Consider the following 18,657-nt stretch of genomic DNA (forward strand, 5'->3'; position numbering starts at 1 on the left):
GTCCCGGTGGTTTGTCCGCCAGGCCACGAGGTATCGGCAGGGCAAGCGGCATGTCGCCGTCAGGCGTCGCCGGCCAGCAGCACTTCGTGGAGCGCGGAGGCCGCCACCGACACCGCCTGGTCGGCGCGGGTCAGCACCCCCACCGAACGCTCGATGACCGGGTCCGTCAACGGCAGGCAGCAAACGCCCATCGACGCCATCTGCTCGATGCACAACGCCGGGACCGCGCTGACCCCCAGCCCACTGCTGACCATGCGTCCCACCGTGGCGAGCTGATGGCTCTCGAAGGCCACCGGCAGCGTCATGCCCCGCGTCTGCAGATGCCGCTCGAGCATCAGGCGCACCTGCGAGGGCCGCTGCAGGGCGACGAACGGCTGCGCCAGCAACTGGGCCCAGGTCACGACCGCCTGCCCGGCCAGCGACGATTGCCGGGGCACCGCCGCGACGAAGCGATCCCGATAGATCGGCGAGAAGGTCAATCCGGCCACGGACGGCGGTTCGAAGGCGATACCCAGTTCGACGCGCTGGGCCTGGACCATCTCGATGACCTGCTCGTTGATGACGTCGTGCACAGTGATACCCACGCGCGGGTAACGGTCACGGAAGGTCGCCAGCAGCGGGGGCAGCCGGTTGGCGGCGAACGACGGCATGGCGGCGACCACCACCCGGCCCTGCTGCAGGCGAAAACGCCGCCGCAGGGTATCCTCGACATCGTCCCACTCGGCGATCAGGCGCCGCGCCAGCGGCAATAGCGCCTCGCCCTCGGGAGTGAGCCGGACCTGGCGCGTGGTGCGCCCGAACAGCGCCCCGCCGAGCTGGGATTCCAGCGCCTTGATGGCGAGGCTGAGCGCCGACTGCGAGACGTGCAGCCGTTCGCTGGCCTGGGCGAAGCTGAGCGTCTGGGCGACGGCGAGGAAGGCACGCAATTGCTTCACGGTCATCGGCATGCCCCCGATTCATTGATTGAAAAAACTCAACAATCATTTTTTAAAACAAACTTAACAAAATAGTCGCCCCGCGCCATAGTCCAAGACGCACAACAACACGGAGACACGCCATGGCCGGTTTCGACAAGCGCGTAGGGTCCTACGCAGAGGCCCTCGAGGGACTCGAGGACGGCATGACCCTGCTCGCCGGGGGCTTCGGCCTCTGCGGTATTCCCGAGAACCTGATCGCCGAGGTCAAGCGCCGCGGGGTCAAGGACCTGACCGTCTATTCCAACAACTGCGGCGTCGACGGCTTCGGTCTGGGGCTGCTGCTCGAGGACCGTCAGATCAAGACCATCCATGCCTCCTACGTGGGCGAGAACGCGCTCTTCGAGCGCCAGATGCTCGACGGCGAGATCGAGGTGGTCCTCACCCCCCAGGGCACCCTGGCCGAGAAGCTGCGCGCCGGCGGCGCCGGTATCCCCGCCTTCTACACCGCCACCGGCTACGGCACGCCGATCGGCGAGGGCAAGGAGGTGCGGGTGTTCAACGGCCGTCACTACATCCTCGAGGAGTCCGTGGTCGGCGACTTCGCCATCGTCAAGGGCTGGAAGGCCGACCGCTACGGCAACGTCATCTATCGCAACACCGCCCAGAACTTCAATCCGCTGGCCGCCACCGCGGGCCGGATCACCGTGGTCGAGGTGGAGGAGATCGTCGAACCCGGCGAGCTCGATCCCGACCAGATCCATACGCCCGGCATCTTCGTCGACCGCCTCATCCAGGGCACCTTCGAGAAGCGCATCGAGAAGCGCACCGTGCATCAGGACTGAGCGCGTCATTCACGACCAACAAGACAAGAGGCATCACCGATGGCACTGACTCGCGAACAGATGGCCCAGCGCGTGGCGCGCGAACTCGAGGACGGTTTCTACGTCAACCTGGGGATCGGCATCCCCACCCTGGTAGCCAACTACATTCCGGATGACATCGACGTCATGCTGCAGTCCGAGAACGGCCTGCTGGGCATGGGGCGTTTTCCCACCGAGGCGGAAGTCGATCCGGACATGATCAACGCCGGCAAGCAGACCGTGACCGCACGGCCCGGCGCGGCGATCTTCTCCTCCGCGGAATCCTTCGCCATGATCCGCGGCGGCCACGTCGACCTGACCGTGCTCGGCGCCTTCGAGGTCGACCAGCACGGCAACATCGCCTCATGGATGATCCCCGGCAAGCTGATCAAGGGCATGGGCGGCGCCATGGACCTGGTGGCCGGCGCCGAGAACATCATCTGCACCATGACCCACGCCTCCAAGCACGGCGAGTCCAAGCTGCTCGAGCGCTGCAACCTGCCGCTGACCGGGGCCGGCTGCATCAACCGGGTGCTCACCGACCTGGCCTATCTGGAGATCGAGAACGGCGCCTTCATCCTCAAGGAGCGCGCCCCGGGCGTCAGCGTCGACGAGATCGTCGCCAAGACCGCCGGCAAGCTCATCGTGCCCGATCATGTCCCGGAGATGACGTTCGCCTGATAGCCACTGACTGAGCGCCCCTGCCGCCCCGCACCCCGCCGCGTCGCAAGGCCCGGCGGCGCGCGGGGCGTTTCCGTATGTCCACCCCCAACCGCCACCCCGGCCTCGCCCTCGTCGACCTCCCACTTTCGTCGTGTAGCGCTTGACCCGTATCGCGGTCTCTCTCTAGCATTTAGTTTCAATTGAAACCAATTGCCCGGGAGGCGGCGTCGCTTCCCACGCAGAGAGGTCTTCCCGATGCCTTCCGACAAGCTCGACTACCTGAGTGGGTTCGGCAATCACCACGCCAGCGAGGCACTTCCCGGCGCCCTGCCCGAGGGCCAGAACGCCCCGCAGCGCTGCCCCTACGGCCTCTACGCCGAGCAGCTCACCGGCTCGGCCTTCACCGCGCCGCGCAGCCACAACCGGCGCAGCTGGCTGTATCGCATCCGCCCCTCGGTGGCGCAGAGCGCCTACCGGCCGCTGCCGGCGGGGGACTGGGTCACCGCGCCGCCGGCCGAGCTGGCCGCCGACCCCAATCAGATGCGCTGGGATCCGCGCCCGCTGCCCGAGGCGCCCACCGACTTCGTCGACGGCATGCTGAGCGTGGCCGTCAACGGCGACGCCACCGCCCAGAGCGGCTGCGGGGTCCACGTCTACGCCTGCAACCGCGACATGACCGAGCGCTTCTTCTACGACGCCGATGGCGAGCTGCTGATCGTGCCCCAGCAGGGCGCGCTCACGCTGCGCACCGAGCTGGGCCGGCTCCATGTCGCCCCGGGCGAGATCGCCGTGGTGCCCCGCGGCATCAAGTTCCAGGTTCGTCTCGACGCCGCCGCGGCGCGCGGTTATGTCTGCGAGAACTACGCCAGCCCCTTCGAGCTGCCCGGCCTGGGGCCTATCGGCGCCAACGGCCTGGCCAACCCGCGTGACTTCCTCGCCCCGGTGGCCGACTACGAGGACGTCGGCGGCGACATCGAACTCGTCGCCAAATTCTCGGGCCGGCTGTGGGCCACCCGGCTCGATCATTCGCCGCTCGACGTGGTGGCCTGGCACGGCAACTACGCGCCCTACAAGTACGATCTGGCCCGCTTCAACACCATCAACACCGTCAGCTTCGACCATCCCGACCCGTCGATCTTCACCGTGCTGACCTCGCCCTCGGACACCCCGGGGACGGCCAACATCGACTTCGTGATCTTTCCGCCGCGCTGGATGGTCGCCGAGCACACCTTCCGCCCGCCCTACTTCCATCGCAACCTGATGAGCGAGTTCATGGGCCTGATCCACGGCGAGTACGACGCCAAGGCGGAAGGCTTCCTGCCCGGAGGGGCCAGCCTGCACAACTGCATGTCGCCCCACGGCCCCGACGCGGAGACCTTCGAGAAGGCCACGCATGCCGAACTCGAGCCGGCCTACCTGGGCGACACCCTGGCCTTCATGTTCGAGAGCCGCTACGTCTTCCAGCCCACGCCGGCCGCCCTGAACGCGGACTTCCGCCAGCGCGACTACGTCGACGTCTGGGCGGGGCTGCGCTCGCACTTCACCCCGGACCAGCGCTGATCACCGCTCCCCGACGACAACAAGGACCCCATCATGAAACTCGCTTCGCTCAAGCACGGCCGCGACGGCCAGCTGATCGTGGTCTCCCGCGACCTGACGCGCGCCGTGCGCGTGCCGCGGATCGCCGCCACCCTGCAACAGGCCATCGAGGCGTGGGACGCCCTCGCCCCGCGTCTCGAGGCCGTCTATGCCGAGCTCAACGAGGGCCGCGCCGCCGAGGCCTTCGCGCTGGACATGAGCGCGCTGCACTCGCCGCTGCCGCGCACCTACCACTGGGCCGACGGCTCGGCCTATCTCAACCACGTCCAGCTGGTGCGTCAGGCGCGGGGCGCCGAGATGCCCGAATCGTTCTGGAACGACCCGCTGATGTACCAGGGCGGCGGCGATAGCTTCCTGGCCCCCACCGAGGCCATCGAGGCGATCAGCGAGGAGCACGGCATCGACCTGGAGGGCGAGCTGGCGGTGATCGTCGACGACGTGCCGATGGCGGTCACCCCCGAGCAGGCCGCCGGGCACATCAAGCTGATCATGCTGGTCAACGACGTCAGCCTGCGCGGGCTGATCCCCGGTGAGCTGGCCAAGGGCTTCGGCTTCTTCCAGGCCAAGCCGGCCTCGAGCTTCTCGCCGATCGCCGTGACCCCCGACGAACTGGGCGACGCCTGGCGGGACGGCCGCGTCCACCTGCCGCTGACCGTGCATCTCAACGGCGAGAAGTTCGGCGAGCCCGAGGCCGGCCCGGACATGGTCTTCGGCTTCCCGCAGCTCGTCGCCCACGCCGCACGCACCCGCCGCCTGGGCGCCGGGGCGATCATCGGCTCGGGCACCGTGTCCAACCCCGGCGAAGACGGCGGCCCGGGCAAGCCGATCGCCGAGGGCGGCGTCGGTTACAGCTGCCTGGCCGAGGTGCGCATGGTCGAGAAGATCCTCCACGGCGAGACGAAGACCCCCTTCCTGCGCTTCGGCGATCGCGTGCGTATCGAGATGTTCGATCGCCAGGGCCGGAGCCTCTTCGGCGCCATCGACCAGTCGGTGGTGCCGTACCGGCCGACCTGAGCGGAGAGCCACGATGAGACTCTACGGCTATTTCCGCTCCTCGGCCGCCTACCGGGTGCGTATCGCGCTCAACCTCAAGGGCCTGGCCTGCGAGCAGGTGCCGGTGAACCTGGTCAAGGGCGAACAGCGCGACGCGGCACATCTCGCCCGCCACCCGCAGGGCCTGGTGCCGGTGCTCGAGACCGACGACGGCACGCGGCTGACCCAGTCGCTGGCGATCTGCGAATACCTGGACGAACGCCATCCCGCGCCGCCGCTGCTGCCGGCCGACGCCGAGGGCCGCGCCCGGGTCCGTGCGCTCGCCCAGCTGATCGCCTGCGAGATCCATCCCCTCGACAACCTGCGGGTGCTCGGCTACCTGACCGGCGAGCTGGGTATCGGGGAAGACGCCAGGCTCGCCTGGTACCGTCACTGGATCGCCGAAGGCTTCGCCGCGCTGGAAACGCAGCTGGCGGGCACCCCGGCCACCGGGACCTGCTGTCACGGCGACACCCCGAGCCTGGCCGACGTCTGCCTGGTGCCTCAGGTGTTCAACGCCCGGCGCTTCGACTGCGACCTGGGCGCCTACCCGACACTCGAGCGCATCGTCGCGCATCTGGAGACCCTGCCCGCGTTCGCCGAGGCCCGGCCCGAACGTCAGCCCGACGCGGCCTGAGAAGCCCCGGGGCCGGCCGGGCCGTGTCGCGTGATCCGGCACAGCCCGGCCACTCCGGCTAGCCCGCTTGCAGGTCGGGGGCCGCGCTCATGCCGGCATGAATCGGCGGAATCCGCCCGGCCCATGGCTGGGCGCGCTCGAGCTGGGCCGCCAGGGAAAACAGCCGGCTTTCCTCGCCGAAGCGACCCGCGACATGGGTGCCCAGCGGCAGACCCGTGTCCGTCCAGTAGAGCGGCAGCGACATCGCCGGCTGTCCGGTGGCGTTGAACAGCGCGGTGAACGGGCAGTAGCCATGGAAATCGCCGATGATCTCCGCCAGCGAGCGCCGCTCGTCGAAGGCATCCAGCTCGCCGATGCGCGGCGGCTGGCGCGCCAGGGTCGGCGACAGCAGCACGTCGAACTGCTCCATGAGCGCCGCCATCCGACGCCCCAGCCCATGCATGTAATGGATCGCGGCGATGTAACGGGTGGCGTCCAGATGCCCGCGCTCGCGCAGCATCACCCGGGTACGCGGCTCCAGCAGTTGCTCGTCGATGGGGGAGCCGCGCATCTCGCCCAGGCTGTCCAGGGTCTCGCGGGTGCTGGGCCCGATGATGTCGAAGCAGCGGTGATAGAACGTCTCCCAGTCGAGCGGCAGCGTGACCGGCTCGACGCGATGCCCCAGCGATTCGCACAGCGCCGCGCTCTGGCGGGCGACGGCCGCGGCTTCCGGGGCCAGCGTGGGTCCTTCGATCAGTCCGATACGCAGCGCCCCGGGGTCGCGCTCGGTCGCCGCCCGATAGCTCATCGGCGTGATCGGCGCCGCGTAGGGCGCGCCGAGGTCGGCCCCTGCGGTGGCGTCGAGCAATGCCGCGCTGTCGCGCACGCTGAGGGTGATGGCATGGGAAATGGCCATGCCGCCCCAGCCCTCACCGACCAGCGGGCCCGACGGCATCAGCCCCCGGCTCGGCTTGAAGCCGAACACCCCGCAGCAGGAAGCGGGTACGCGCAGCGAACCACCGCCATCGTTGCCGTGGGCAAAGGGCACGACCCGAGCGGCCACCAGCGCCGCCGCCCCGCCGCTGGAGCCGCCCGCGCTGCGCTCGGGATCCCAGGGGTTGCGGGTGGCGCCGTGCAGGCTCGACTCGGTGGTGTAGGAGGTGCCGAACTCGGGCGAGGCGGTGGTACCCAGCGGTACGCAGCCGGCCCGGCGCAGGCGTGACACCAGTTCGTCGTCGAAGGGGGCACGCACCGCATCGAGGGCACGCGAACCCTGGGTCATCAAGGCGCCTTCGAGCGGCGAGAAGAGATCCTTGATCAGCGTCGGTACGCCGGCAAACGGCTGCCCGGCGACGACGGGCTGGCGACTGCGCTCACGCGCGGTGTCGTAGAGCCGCTCGACCACCGCGTTGAGATGCGGCTCGACACGCTCCAGGCGTTCGATGACCGCCTCGACCAGTTGCGTGCTCGATACCTCGCCCGTGCGCACGTACTGGCCGAGCGCCACCCCGTCTTGCGTGTCCAGCAGAGGGTGAATGTCATGCGTCATCGATGAATCTCCGGATCAGGAAGGGGAACGGTCGTGTCGGGAGGCGGCCACGAGCGCGCGCCCCCACCAGGCCGCGCCGGCCCAGCCGAGGGCGTAGAGCGCCCCGAGCCCGGCGAGCAGCAGGATGGCGTGTGTCAGATCGCCGCCGAGGCCCGCCGCCAGGTCCACCACCAGCGGGCTGACGAACTGGCCGATGTACAGGCAGCCGGTGAACAGGCCCATCCCCCGGCCGCGGGTCTTGGGTGTCAGGGCGTTCATCACCGGCGCCATGGCATTGGGCACCAGCATGCCGGCGCCAATGCCGTGGATGGTCACCGCCAGCAGCACGGTCGTGTAGTCGGGCGCCTCGGCGAGTATCCACAGCCCGATGGCCAGCAGCAGCAGCAACAGCACATTGCAGCCCCGCGTGCCCAGCGCCCGCCGTGCCCAGGGCCACAGCAGCGCGCCCAGCAGCGAGGCGAGCAGCGCCCAGCCCGCGCCCAGCCCGATCAGGGTACTCGACGTCACGCCCAGGCCGACCAGCACCACCGGCGTCTGGATGGTGACGACGAAGCACAGCACCATGCCCACGCCGATCAGCAGGCAGCCGGCCACCAGCGCGGCCACATCCACCCGGCCCTCGCCCCGCTCCTGGTCGGACGCCTGCTGACGCTCGAGGGACGGCTCCCACAGCACGCGCAGCATGAACGGCACCAGCAGCAGCGGCAGCAGGTAGAGATAGAAGGGAGTACGCCAGGAGGCCTCGCCCAGCATGCCGCCCACGGCGAAGAAGATCGCCCCGACCAGGCCGATGGTTATCACCTGGCCGTTGACGTAGCGCATGCGTTGCTCGCCGCGCCAGTAGTCGGCGATCAGGGTCGAACAGCCGGTCATGATCATCGCCTCGGCGACGCCGAACAGCAGTCGCGCGGCGACCACGCCCATCAGCGCATCGAGCTGTGCCGGCAGGGCACCCAGAATGGCGTAGAGCAGGGTCGCGACCACCAGCATCGGCTTGCGACCGACACGATCCGCCAGCCACCCGGCCACCGGCGCGAACAGCGCGATCGCCAGCGCCGGCCCGGTGATGGCGAGCGGCACCCAGAGGTCGGCATGCGGATTGGTGGGCGCGAACTCCGCCATCATCTTGGGGATTACCGAGGTCACCATCACCGAGCCGACGATGGTCAGGCTGCTGCCCAGCAGCAGCACGGCACCCTCGCGGGTCCCGGCCTGCCTTTGTGAAGTCGTCGTTGTCATGCGTCCCCCTAGAAGCTGTAGGCCACACGGAGCGCCATGTTGTAGCCTTCGGCACGGTTCTCGGCGCCGAACTCCTGATAGGCGTGAAACCACACGGCCGGCATGCCGGGCTCGACATAGCTGAGCGCCGGGCCGGCGGCCCAGGTCTTGGCCCGGTTGCCGTCGCCGTCGGCCAGCGAGGGGCTGTCGTCGTCGGTGAGCTGATCGTAGTAGTAACCGCCCACCCCGAGCGTCCAGGCGCCGACATGCTGACCGAGCGCGAATTCGTTGCGGTACTCGATACCGTTGCGGTAATCCGTGGCGTGGTTGCGCGTGTTGATATCCAGTTGCGACAGCGTGGAGAACTCGAAGCCGCCGGGGGTGATGTAGCTGAAGCCGACGATCGGCGAGAAGGCCCAGTGATTGAGCCCCGGGCTGACCAGCCGATCCTCGTCGTAGTCGCCGGTCGGGGCCTGGATCTGGAATTGCGCGGTGACCCCCATGCCCGGCCGCGGCCGCCACTCGAGCATCACCGGCAGGATCTGCAGGTCGGCCTGGGCGAACGGGCTCGCGTCGTCCTCGAACACCGTGCGCCCGCCGGCCTTGACGCGCAACGAGGCATCCATGTCGAAAAACGGCGCCACGCCGCCGAAACCGTAGCGGGCCCCCAGGAACGTCTTGTCCGTCATGTAGACATAGGACAGCCCGATCGAGAGCACGTCGAGGGAGAAGTCGTTGGGCGAGGAGGAACCGTCGGCGGTCTTCAGGTCATCGGCGGAGTACCAGGCCGTGCGAAAGCCGACACTGCCGTGCGGCGTCGCCGGGGGAAGGAAACCGGAGCCGAAGTCGAAGACCCCCATCGCGGTGGTGGGCGCCCCGGCCTCGGTGGCCAGGGCCGGGCCCGCAAGGGCCATGCCGGCCAGCGTCAGGGATACTGCGAGATTCTTGTTCATCGTGCACCTTGTCGTTGTGATTATTGGGCACGAGATTAACCACGGGCATCGATCCGGCGTTATCCGGATTCGGCACGATTGGCCTGGGCGCGTCGCAACGTCTCCGAGGGCCTTTCCCCAAACAGCCGCCGGTACTCCAGGGCAAAACGCCCCAGATGGTAGAACCCTCGGCGAGCCGCCTCGTCCTGAACATGGGTCGTTGCCCCCGCGTTCAGCAGCGATTTATGGACTTCATTGAGGCGGTACAGCCTGATATAGGTGACGGGACTGACTCCCAGACAGTCCTGGAAGCAGTACTGCAGCTTGCGTCGACTCACCCCGATGGCCTGGCACAGTGCAAGGATGGTCATCGTATCGTCCTCGTTGGCGGCGATGACCTCTCGTGCCCGATCGACGACGCGCTTGCGCGCGGATGTGGTGACCTTTTCGACTTCGCCACGTTCCAGGAAAATCAGCAGCTGACTCAGGAAGTCATCGCGCAACTCGCGCCGAACGGCGGGGTAATCATGAAACAATCGCGACTGGCACGTGAGTTCGAAGAGCCGGGCCAGATTTCGATAGCCCGCCGGGATGGGCAGGTAACAGGGTTTGGCCAGCGACTGCTCGATACCGGTATCGGGGCCGTCCAGCAACCCCAGCAGAGACCGGGAGTCCATGCTCAGGCAGAGCAGTTCGAGGCCGGCCGGCACCCTGATTTCCGGCAACTCGCCTTTTCTCAGGGCCAACACCCCGGGTTGCTGATAGGTCTTTCCCTGGCAGACGAGCGGGGATTGGGGTTGCGATAACGGCACGCTGAAGCTGATCGAGGCGTTCTCCAGCTCGCCTTTCTTGAGCACGGACTGGCTGATTCTGTCCTTGATGATCTTGAGCCCTTCCAGCTCGAAGAGGACGACTTCGCCTTCGAAAGGTCCTTCGCTCATCTGGAGAAAATCCAGACGCCAGCCTTTCAGACATTTCGCGTGCTGATGCACGTCTCGCGTATCATCGTGAAAAAAATTCGGCAGACTACTGATTTTCCCGAAAGGGATTTTCTTGTTGTCCATGGCACCTTACCCCGCGAAAAGGCCATCAGCGAACCCGGCATCCCGTCATCGGCGTATATCAACAATTGCTGATGTAGGATGGCCATGATTCGTCAGCTCGATCGCCGTACACGCTCGGGGGAGCCGGCGACGACCGTCAATCCTTCATTGGGCATAAGAGGACGCCCGGCGTCAACGCTCATTCGACGCAGGCCATCCGGCGACCCCCGCGGGTCACGCTCTGTTTCACGCCCTCGAGGTACCAAAAAGGCGCCGCGTTTCGACTCGCTTCAGGGGGTGATTGCCGGCAGCCACCACGCCAGGGCGAGCAGCGCGGCCAGCAGCACCGGCGGGGTGATGACCAGCCCTATTTTCATGTACTGCCCCCAGCCGATGCGATAGCCCTTGCCGGCCAGCACGTGCAGCCAGAGCAGTGTGGCGAGACTGCCGATGGGCGTGAACTTGGGCCCCAGGTCGTTGCCGATGACGTTGGCATAGACCATCAACTGCTGGGTCTGGCTGGCGACCTGGGCCTGATCGATGGCCAGGGCGCCGACCAGCGTCGAGGGCAGGTTGTTCATCAACGAGGCGAGCAGTGCCGAAAGAAAGCCGGTCCCCACGGTCGCCACCAGATCGCCCTGCCCGGCCAGCCACACCAGCACCCGCGACGCGCCGGCGGTGAGCCAGGCGTTGCCCAGCCCGTAGACCACCAGATACATGCCCAGCGAGAACAGCACGATCTGCCAGGGGGCGTTCTTGATCACCCGCTTGAGCGAGACGACGTGCACGTGCCCCGGGGTGAACCAGCGCCCGGCGATGGCCATCAGCACCAACGCCGCGCTACCCATGATCACGCAGAACGGAATCGCCCAGCGCTCGGTCAGAAACAGCGCCATCAGCAGCACGATCAGCAGGGGGAAGGCCGCACGAAAGACCTGGCGGTCGCGAATCGCCGCCGCCGGCGCCTCCAACCGTTCGACGTCATAGCGAGGCGGGATCTCGCGACGGAAGTACCACCCCAGTACCAGCAGGGTGGCAACCAGCGATACCAGATCGACCGGGACCATCACCTGGGCGTAACGATCGAAGCCGATCGCGAAGTAATTAGCGCTGACGATGTTGACCAGGTTGGAGATGATCAGCGGCAGGCTGGTGGTGTCGGCGACGAAGCCGGTGGCGATGATGAAGGCCAGCGCCGCCCCGGTACTGAACTCGAGCCGCACCAGGATGGCGACGACGATCGGTGTCAGCAGCAGCGCCGCGCCGTCGTTGGCGAACACCGCCGCGATCAGCGCACCGAGCACCACGATCAGCGGGAACAGCCGTCGCCCCCGCCCGTCGCCCCAGCGGGCGATGTGCAGCGCCGCCCAGGCGAAGAAGCCGGCCTCGTCGAGGATCAAGGAGATGATGATCAGCGCCACGAAGGTGAAGGTGGCATCCCAGACGATGTGCCAGACGGTACCCACATCGGCCCAGTCGACGACGCCGGTGGCCAGCGCCACCGCGGCGCCGCCCAGCGCGCTCCAGCCGATACCCAGCCCGCGGGGCTGCCAGATGACCAGCACCAGCGTGATCAGAAAGATGGCGAAGGCCAGCATGTTCGACTCCCTGTCTCGCTATCGGATGTAAGGGCCATGGCGGCTCGGGGCTATCACCGACGCGATTTCACGACGCCGCTCCCGGGACACGCACGACCTCGCCGTCTTCCTTGGTGAACTCGGCCACCGGGTCGGGCAGCAGCGCCAGGACCCTTTCCGACGGCCGGCACAGTCCCGTTCCCCGCTCCGTGACCACGATCGGGCGGTTGATCAGGATCGGATTCGCCAGCATGGCGTCGACCAGTTGCGCATCGCTCAGTGCCGGGTCGTCCAGGCCCAGTTCGTCGTAGGGCGTGCCCTTGCGCCGCAGCAGTTCCCGTGGGGCCATGGCCATCGCCGCGAGCAGCTCGAGCAGTTTCGCTCGTGAAGGCGGCGTCTTCAGGTACTCGATGACGTGCGGCTCCTCGCCGGACTGACGCATCATCGCCAGCGTATTGCGCGACGTGCCGCAGTCCGGGTTGTGATAGATCACGCTGATCATGACGGATCCCCTGTTGATGGACAGCCAGGCTGCAGTTCCTCGAGCAGCGGCTCGCACAGCTCGGGCCGGCCGGCACAGCAGTCCCGCACCAGGAAGCCGAGCACCTCACGCATGTGACCGAGGCTGGCCCGGTAGATGACCGACCGACTCTCCCGGCGCGAGACCACCAGCCCAGAGCGTGCCAGCACGCCGAGATGGGTCGACATGGTGTTGTGCGGAACCCCCAAAAGACGGGCGATCTCGCCGGCCGGCAGGCCCTCCGGTTCGTGGCGTACCAGCAGGCGGAAGGTCTCCAGCCGGGTCGCCTGGGAGAGCGCGGCGAAGGTTTCGAGCAGATCGTTATCGTCCATATGTCCAGAATTACAGACATGTTGAACGAAGGCAAGACAAGGTGTCGCCGGCCATGCCCCCCGGGCGCGAAACCGCCGCTCGGCATGAGCCGGGCGCGGCGGCGCTGACCATCGCGTTACAGGAGGTGCGGGTCGACGCTGATCGGCATGCCCAGCAGCAGGAACGACAGGGTCTTGCCATGCCCGTCCAGGTTGAGCGCGCCGTTCACTCCGCCCTGCAGGACGTCGTCCAGCACCAGGTTCATTCCCCCGAGCCCCGGCACCAGGTAGCGATCGACCCGAGTGACGCCGCGATGGGCGAACAGCTCCCGCACCCGGGCCTCGGTGACCTGTTCGACCAGGACGGCATACGTCTCCGGCCGGTACGCGAACAGCGAGAGATTGAGCCGGTTGCCCTTGTCTCCCGCCCGGGAGTGCGCCAGCCGGTGCAGGGGCACGGTCACCAGCTCGGCAATATCAGAGGGTGTCATGAGGCAGTCTCCCGGGCTCGAAGAGGGTGGCAAAGGCGTCCACATCGTCGCGTCTGACGAGATAGGAGGCGGTACACACGCGCCGCAGGAAGTGACGGCGTACCCCACCGCCGCCGGCGGGGCCGGCACAGTAGAGCGCCAGCAGCTCCTGGGTCGCACGCTCGACCCAGCGCCGTTCGGCATGCTCGACCGCCAGACGCAGCCGATAGTCGCCCTCCGTCGCGGCCGGCGTCTGCTGCAGCGTGCCGGTGTCGTCGTCGAAGACGCTGGCCAGGCCGATGATGTCCAGCCGCTGGCGCAGCTCGGCAGGCGCCCGGAATGCCAGGCGCTCGCGCAACACCTGCGCCGCCAGGCGTGCCCGACCGAGCGCGTTGGGCCCGGCGTAGGAAATCTCCGCCTCGCCCTGCCAGCCGCCTTCGTAGCAGACCGTGGTCTTGAGCCGTGCCGGGGCCGGCCGGCCGCGAATGCCGGTGACCTCGACCCGGTCGGGCCCGACCTGCCGGACGCTGACGCCGGAAAGATCGACGACGACATCGGGGGTGAGATAGGCACCGGGGTCGTGGACTTCGTAGAGTAGCTGTTCCTTGACCGTCTGCTCGGTCACCGCCCCGCCGGTGCCCGGCGGCTTGGTCACGACCAGGCGCCCCTCCGCCTCCACCTCGATGATCGGGTAGCCCAGGGTCGCGAGCCCCGCCACGTCCTTGACGCCCGGGTCGGCGAAGTAGCCGCCGCTGACCTGGGATCCGCACTCGCCCAGATGGCCGGCCATGATCCCGGCCGCCAGCCGATCCCAGTCGTCCCAGGCCCAGCCGAAATGCGTCACCAGCGGCGCCAGGAACAGCGCGGGGTCGGCGACACGACCGGTGACCACCACCTGCGCCCCCAGTTCCAGCGCCTGGCACAAGGGCGCCGCTCCCAGATAGACGTTGGCGGAGATCAACTGATCGGCGCCGGGGAGCGCCTGGGTCTCGGCTTCCCAGAGCTGCAGGTCGAGATCGCCCAGCGCGGCCCGGATATCGTCGCCCTGGACCCGGCCGATGCGCACGTCGGGCCGGCCGAGCTGGCGGGCGAGCCCGGCGACCACCTCGCAGGCCCCCGCGGGGTTGGCGGCGCCGAAGTTGCCCAGAATGGTGATGCCGTGTTCCAGACAGTCGTCCAGCACCGGGCTCAGCAACTCCTCGAGCAGCGGCTCGAACCCCGCCCGAGGCGACTCGCGCAGGGCCCGGTGGGCAGCGGCCAGGGTCCGCTCGCCCAGCGTCTCGAAGACCAGGGCGCAGGGCTGCCCCCGGCGGATCAGCTCGGCGACCACCGGTACCGCCGCATCGGTGCGGTCACCGGAGAACCCGGCACCGCTGCCCAGCAGAAAGGTCATGTGCGGGTCTCCTTCACGGCGGGGATCTCTCGCGGGGCAAGGCGCTGCATGCCATCCCGGCGAGCCAGGCGCCGATGACGCAGATACAGGCCGATCAGGCCGCCGAGCGCGGCCAGCGTGGTCAGCCAGCCCGGCGTCAGGGCCAGGGCGATGACCAGCACCAGGCCGATGACGTCGAGTCCACGGTGCCCGGTCACGGAGACCCGCGACATCAAGGCGGCGAACGCCGTGACGAAGGCCAGCCCCTGGCAGGTCGCCAGGACGATGTCGCTCCAGCCGCCGAACCCGGCCAGCGCCGGATAGATCAGCAGCAGGAAGGGAATGACGTAGATGGCCGCGGCCAGGCGGACCGACTCGCCGGCCGCGGGCAGCCAGTTGGTCTGGGCAATGCCCGAGGCCACGAAGACGGCCACGCACACCGGCGGCGTGATGACCGACAAGGTGGCGAAGTAGAACACGAACAGATGCGCGATCAGCGGTTCGATCCCGATCTCGGTGAGGGCCGGCGCCAGCACGGATGCGACCAGCACATAGGCGGCCGTGGTGGGGATGCCCATGCCCAGGATCAGGCAGACCCCGCCCACGATGAGCGCCACCAGGAACGTCGACTGCCCGCCCACCTCGACGATCAGGCTGGCCAGGGTGACGCCGATGCCGGTCATGCCGATCATCGCCACCAGGATCTGGGCGCCGGCCAGCAACACGCCGATGATCACCATGCCCTTGCCGGCGTCGATCAACCCGGCGAGCAGGCAGGCCCCGATGTCGCGCCAGGCGCGATGCGCCAGCACGGCGAAGCCGACATAGGCGAGCACCGTCATCAGCACGCCATAGAAGGCCGACGTCTGGATCGAACGCCCCGACAGCACGCCGTAGAAGAGCCCGCCCAGCGCGGCCAGGATGGGGATCAGCCGCTCGGGACGCAGCACCGAGGCCCAGCTCGGCAACTCGTCGTCGGGCACCACCTGCAGGCCACGCCGCCGCGCGACCATGTGGATGGTCAGGAAGACCCCCAGATAGAAGAACACCGCCGGCAGCAGCGCCGCCAGGGCGATACGTACATAACTCTCGCCGAGGATCTCGGCCATGATGAAGGCCGCTGCCCCCAGGATCGGCGGCGCGATCTGGCCACCGGTGGAGGCGACCGCTTCGACACCGGCGGCGAAGGGCCGCGGGTACCCCAGGCGCTTCATCATCGGGATGGTGAAGTTGCCGGTCGTGGCGACGTTCGCCACCGCACTGCCGCTCACCATGCCGAACAGCCCCGATGCCACCGTGGCCACCTTGGCCGCGCCACCCGGGGCGCGGCCGCTGATACGCAGCGCCAGATCCATGAACGTCTGCCCGCCCCCGGTGTGCAGCAGCAGGCCGCCGAACAGCACGAAGGCGGCGATGGTGGTGGCCGCCACCCCGACCAGCATGCCCCAGATGCCCAGGTCGCCGAGGAACAGGGTTTCGGTGACGAAGGCCGGCCCGAAGCCCCGGTGGCCCAGGGGGCCGGGGATGTAGGCACCCAGGAAGGCATACCCCAGTCCGGCGAGGACGAGCAGCGGGAAGATCAGGCCGATGGCGCGGCGTGACAGTTCGAGAATGGTCACCACCAGCGCCGCGGTCATCAGCATGTCCGACGGCGTCGCCCACGGCAGTTCGGTGAGGATCTGGTGCTGATTGACGGCGATGTAGCCGCAGGCCAGCACGGCACCGGCGGCCAGCAGCAGGTCGATGGCGATTCCCAGGGGCCGCCAGCGCGTGCCGGCCCCCAGCGGGTAGATGGCGAGCCCCAGCAACAGGACCAGCGCGAGGAAGACGCTGCGCTGGATCAGGCTGTCGAAGGCCCCGGTCGCCGAGGTATAGAGGATCAGCCCGCCCAGCAACAGGGCCAGGGCTTTGGTCAGGGACTCACGCATGCGTCTTGCTCCCGAACGTCACTCGACCGGCTGCAGGGCGTCGGGAATCTCCAGCCCCTGCTCCCGGTAGTAGCGGGCGGCGCCGGGATGCAGCGGGACGGTGCCCACATCGAGCGTCATGCGCGCCATGTCGGCACCCTTGACCGCGGAGAAGGCGTTGGCCTGCGGCTCCGGGTTTTCCATGACGGCCTTGACGATCCGGTAGGCGGTTGCTTCGTCCAGCCCGGGACGGGCATGCACGGCGACGCCGAAGGCCCAGGTCTTGTAGGCCGGGATGCCCTCGCCCGCCCCCTCCGGGATATCGACCACACCGATGTCCGGCATCTTCTCGCGGAGGGTCGCGGCCTGGTCATCGCTCAGCGACAGGATGCGCACCGGTGTGAAGGTCGCGATGTCCATGGTCGACCCATCGAGCCGATCCCCCACGCCGGATTTGACGTAGCCCGCCAGACGGTCGTCCTTGATGGCACTGACGATGTCGGTGGTCGAGCCGCGCACGTAATCGGGCTGGATGCCGAGGGTCTTCATCACCGCTTCGGTGGTGGCTTCCGTCGCCGAGCCGGTGATGCCCGGGTTGAAGCGGACATCCTCGAGCCCTTCCAGCGCGGTGACGCCCGAATCCTCGCGGACGACCGCGTTCTGCGGGGCGACGGTATAGACCCAGAGCAGCCGGCTGTCGACGGCGTGGCCCTCGAAATCGTCCACGCCCTTGTAGGCGTGATAGCCGGTGTTGGTGGTGACCAGGCCCAGATCGATCTGCCGGCGACTGATCCGGCGCAGGTTGTCGACCGTCGCCCCGGTTTCCGCCACCGACGAGCTGACGCCGTCCACCTGGTTGTTGATGATCTGATTGACGGCCACGAAATAGCCGTAATGACTCGACGAGCTGGATGTCGAGCCGATCAGGAGGCGTTCTTCGGCGTGTGCGGCGGCGGATGCGGCCAGCACGGCGAGGCTGGCCGCCATGGCGGTGAGTAGCGTTTTCATTGTGGCTCCATGGGCCTCGTGCGGGCCCTTGTTGTTGTCTGGCGTTATTGTTGGCGCCGAGCGTCCAGCGCCCTCCCGGGTAGCGTCGCCGCGCCGGATTCTTTTGTACATTGAATAGTTTTTAATTTTTCTTATATTTATTAAATGAATCCCAGCGTCAAGCAGCTACGGGCGTTCGTCGCCGTCGCCCACTCGCGCAGCCTGGCGGAAGCCAGCGAACGCATTCACCTCTCCCAGCCGGCGTTGAGCATCGCCATTCGCAAGCTGGAGGAAGCGGTGGGCGGCAAGCTGTTCGCCCGCACCACGCGCCAGTTGTGGCTCACGCCGGAGGGTGAAGCCTTCCTGCCCGTGGCGACCCGGTTGCTCAACGACTGGACGGAGGCCTTCGACGATCTCAACGAACGCTTCCTGAAGAAACGCGGCAAGGTCACCCTCGCCGCCCTGCCCACCCTGGCCGCGGGGCTGCTGCCCACCGTCATCGCGACCTTTCGCGGGCAGCATCCGCAGATCAACCTGAGCCTGCACGACGTGCTGGCCGAGCAGGTCAACCAACTGGTTCGGGAAGGCAGGGCCGATCTGGGCTTCTCGGTCCCGCCCCAGGAGTCCGACGACCTGACCTTCGAGGCGATCCTCGACGACCGCTATGTCGCCGTGTGCCCGCTGGGCCACCCCTTGCTGGAGCAGACCTCCGTGACCTGGGCCCAGCTGGCCGGGTATCCCTTCATCGGTATCAACCGCCTGTCGAGTTCGCGTCAGGATATCGACCGGGTCATGGCCGACGTCGGCTTGCCGCTCGACATGCTCTGCGAGGTCAGTCAGATCGCCACGGTGGGGCGCATGGTCGCCGCCGGGGTGGGAATCAGCGTGCTGCCCGCGCTGAGCTTCCGCCAGATCGCCGCCACGGGGATCGAATACCGCCCGCTGGTCGAACCGACCATCGATCGCGAACTGGGCGTCATCATGCGCCGGCGTCACCCGCTATCGGCCGCGGCAATGGCATTGCTCACACTGATTCGCGAGGCGGATTGAGCTCGTCCACGACAAGGCCGAGTCGGTGGTTGCG

The 18,657-nt window shown here is 67.9% G+C and carries 18 protein-coding genes; 6 read left to right on the forward strand and 12 right to left on the reverse strand.

Translation table 11 applies throughout. The features are described 5' to 3' along the window. Positions 1–59: 59 nt before the first annotated feature. Positions 60–941, reverse strand: coding sequence for a LysR family transcriptional regulator (locus KGR00_RS11655; RefSeq protein WP_224419843.1), 882 nt, complete (start codon positions 939–941; stop codon positions 60–62). Positions 942–1,057: 116 nt separating this feature from the next. On the opposite strand from KGR00_RS11655, the gene KGR00_RS11660 reads away from it, so the two are divergent. From KGR00_RS11660 to maiA, 5 genes are all read left to right on the forward strand, one after another. Beyond that, on the forward strand, positions 1,058–1,759 hold the full coding sequence (locus tag KGR00_RS11660; protein ID WP_129141998.1) for a CoA transferase subunit A: 702 nt from the start codon (positions 1,058–1,060) through the stop codon (positions 1,757–1,759). Positions 1,760–1,798: 39 nt separating this feature from the next. After that, positions 1,799–2,458: a CoA transferase subunit B gene (locus KGR00_RS11665; protein WP_129141997.1), complete on the forward strand. Its 660-nt coding sequence runs from the start codon at positions 1,799–1,801 to the stop codon at positions 2,456–2,458. 237 nt (positions 2,459–2,695) lie between these two features. Continuing rightward, entirely contained in the window at positions 2,696–4,000 is a 1,305-nt protein-coding gene (hmgA, locus tag KGR00_RS11670; RefSeq protein ID WP_224418545.1) for a homogentisate 1,2-dioxygenase, read from the forward strand. Positions 4,001–4,033: 33 nt separating this feature from the next. Continuing rightward, entirely contained in the window at positions 4,034–5,053 is a 1,020-nt protein-coding gene (locus KGR00_RS11675) for a fumarylacetoacetate hydrolase family protein (protein WP_224418544.1), read from the forward strand. Between the two features lie 13 nt (positions 5,054–5,066). Continuing rightward, on the forward strand, positions 5,067–5,708 hold the full coding sequence (gene maiA, locus KGR00_RS11680) for a maleylacetoacetate isomerase (RefSeq protein WP_224418543.1): 642 nt from the start codon (positions 5,067–5,069) through the stop codon (positions 5,706–5,708). A 58-nt stretch (positions 5,709–5,766) separates the two neighbouring features. Here the strand turns inward: maiA and KGR00_RS11685 are convergent, their stop codons facing one another. From KGR00_RS11685 to KGR00_RS11735, 11 genes are all read right to left on the reverse strand, one after another. Further along, a complete protein-coding gene (locus KGR00_RS11685) occupies positions 5,767–7,236 on the reverse strand; it encodes an amidase (RefSeq protein ID WP_224418542.1) in 1,470 nt (489 codons plus the stop codon). A 15-nt stretch (positions 7,237–7,251) separates the two neighbouring features. After that, entirely contained in the window at positions 7,252–8,475 is a 1,224-nt protein-coding gene (locus KGR00_RS11690; protein WP_224418541.1) for an MFS transporter, read from the reverse strand. Positions 8,476–8,483: 8 nt separating this feature from the next. Further along, positions 8,484–9,407: a transporter gene (locus KGR00_RS11695; protein ID WP_224418540.1), complete on the reverse strand. Its 924-nt coding sequence runs from the start codon at positions 9,405–9,407 to the stop codon at positions 8,484–8,486. Positions 9,408–9,466: 59 nt separating this feature from the next. Then, positions 9,467–10,450, reverse strand: a complete 984-nt coding sequence (locus KGR00_RS11700) for a helix-turn-helix domain-containing protein (RefSeq protein ID WP_224418539.1) — start codon at positions 10,448–10,450, stop codon at positions 9,467–9,469. A 269-nt stretch (positions 10,451–10,719) separates the two neighbouring features. Next, entirely contained in the window at positions 10,720–12,027 is a 1,308-nt protein-coding gene (locus KGR00_RS11705) for an arsenic transporter (RefSeq protein WP_224418538.1), read from the reverse strand. Positions 12,028–12,094: 67 nt separating this feature from the next. Further along, the gene (gene arsC / locus KGR00_RS11710; RefSeq protein WP_224418537.1) at positions 12,095–12,508 is read right to left on the reverse strand and encodes an arsenate reductase (glutaredoxin); all 414 of its coding nucleotides are present in this window, start codon (positions 12,506–12,508) and stop codon (positions 12,095–12,097) included. Then, positions 12,505–12,858 (reverse strand): metalloregulator ArsR/SmtB family transcription factor, encoded by a 354-nt coding sequence (locus KGR00_RS11715; RefSeq protein WP_129141987.1) that lies wholly within the window; start codon positions 12,856–12,858, stop codon positions 12,505–12,507. Before KGR00_RS11715 ends, arsC begins: the two co-directional genes overlap by 4 nt. A 116-nt stretch (positions 12,859–12,974) precedes the next feature. Further along, entirely contained in the window at positions 12,975–13,328 is a 354-nt protein-coding gene (locus tag KGR00_RS11720; RefSeq protein WP_224418536.1) for a hypothetical protein, read from the reverse strand. Then, entirely contained in the window at positions 13,315–14,700 is a 1,386-nt protein-coding gene (locus KGR00_RS11725; RefSeq protein WP_224418535.1) for an acyclic terpene utilization AtuA family protein, read from the reverse strand. The genes KGR00_RS11720 and KGR00_RS11725 overlap by 14 nt, the downstream gene beginning before the upstream one ends. Then, on the reverse strand, positions 14,697–16,607 hold the full coding sequence (locus KGR00_RS11730) for a TRAP transporter fused permease subunit (protein ID WP_224418534.1): 1,911 nt from the start codon (positions 16,605–16,607) through the stop codon (positions 14,697–14,699). The genes KGR00_RS11725 and KGR00_RS11730 overlap by 4 nt, the downstream gene beginning before the upstream one ends. Positions 16,608–16,625: 18 nt before the next feature. Next, positions 16,626–17,594, reverse strand: coding sequence for a TAXI family TRAP transporter solute-binding subunit (locus KGR00_RS11735; RefSeq protein WP_224418533.1), 969 nt, complete (start codon positions 17,592–17,594; stop codon positions 16,626–16,628). 144 nt (positions 17,595–17,738) lie between these two features. Between KGR00_RS11735 and KGR00_RS11740 the strand changes: the two genes are divergently transcribed. Then, positions 17,739–18,623, forward strand: coding sequence for a LysR family transcriptional regulator (locus tag KGR00_RS11740; protein WP_224418532.1), 885 nt, complete (start codon positions 17,739–17,741; stop codon positions 18,621–18,623). Positions 18,624–18,657 lie beyond the last annotated feature (34 nt).

The sequence above is a fragment of the Modicisalibacter sp. MOD 31.J genome (genome assembly GCF_020147985.1).
In the GTDB taxonomy this organism is placed as follows: domain Bacteria; phylum Pseudomonadota; class Gammaproteobacteria; order Pseudomonadales; family Halomonadaceae; genus Modicisalibacter; species Modicisalibacter coralii.

Coding starts and splice junctions, on each gene's coding strand:
- KGR00_RS11655 (WP_224419843.1), bottom strand. CDS start 941: ATGACCGTGAAGCAATTGCGTGCCTTCCTCGCCGTCGCCCAGACGCTC.
- KGR00_RS11660 (WP_129141998.1), top strand. CDS start 1,058: ATGGCCGGTTTCGACAAGCGCGTAGGGTCCTACGCAGAGGCCCTCGAG.
- KGR00_RS11665 (WP_129141997.1), top strand. CDS start 1,799: ATGGCACTGACTCGCGAACAGATGGCCCAGCGCGTGGCGCGCGAACTC.
- hmgA (WP_224418545.1), top strand. CDS start 2,696: ATGCCTTCCGACAAGCTCGACTACCTGAGTGGGTTCGGCAATCACCAC.
- KGR00_RS11675 (WP_224418544.1), top strand. CDS start 4,034: ATGAAACTCGCTTCGCTCAAGCACGGCCGCGACGGCCAGCTGATCGTG.
- maiA (WP_224418543.1), top strand. CDS start 5,067: ATGAGACTCTACGGCTATTTCCGCTCCTCGGCCGCCTACCGGGTGCGT.
- KGR00_RS11685 (WP_224418542.1), bottom strand. CDS start 7,236: ATGACGCATGACATTCACCCTCTGCTGGACACGCAAGACGGGGTGGCG.
- KGR00_RS11690 (WP_224418541.1), bottom strand. CDS start 8,475: ATGACAACGACGACTTCACAAAGGCAGGCCGGGACCCGCGAGGGTGCC.
- KGR00_RS11695 (WP_224418540.1), bottom strand. CDS start 9,407: ATGAACAAGAATCTCGCAGTATCCCTGACGCTGGCCGGCATGGCCCTT.
- KGR00_RS11700 (WP_224418539.1), bottom strand. CDS start 10,450: ATGGACAACAAGAAAATCCCTTTCGGGAAAATCAGTAGTCTGCCGAAT.
- KGR00_RS11705 (WP_224418538.1), bottom strand. CDS start 12,027: ATGCTGGCCTTCGCCATCTTTCTGATCACGCTGGTGCTGGTCATCTGG.
- arsC (WP_224418537.1), bottom strand. CDS start 12,508: ATGATCAGCGTGATCTATCACAACCCGGACTGCGGCACGTCGCGCAAT.
- KGR00_RS11715 (WP_129141987.1), bottom strand. CDS start 12,858: ATGGACGATAACGATCTGCTCGAAACCTTCGCCGCGCTCTCCCAGGCG.
- KGR00_RS11720 (WP_224418536.1), bottom strand. CDS start 13,328: ATGACACCCTCTGATATTGCCGAGCTGGTGACCGTGCCCCTGCACCGG.
- KGR00_RS11725 (WP_224418535.1), bottom strand. CDS start 14,700: ATGACCTTTCTGCTGGGCAGCGGTGCCGGGTTCTCCGGTGACCGCACC.
- KGR00_RS11730 (WP_224418534.1), bottom strand. CDS start 16,607: ATGCGTGAGTCCCTGACCAAAGCCCTGGCCCTGTTGCTGGGCGGGCTG.
- KGR00_RS11735 (WP_224418533.1), bottom strand. CDS start 17,594: ATGAAAACGCTACTCACCGCCATGGCGGCCAGCCTCGCCGTGCTGGCC.
- KGR00_RS11740 (WP_224418532.1), top strand. CDS start 17,739: ATGAATCCCAGCGTCAAGCAGCTACGGGCGTTCGTCGCCGTCGCCCAC.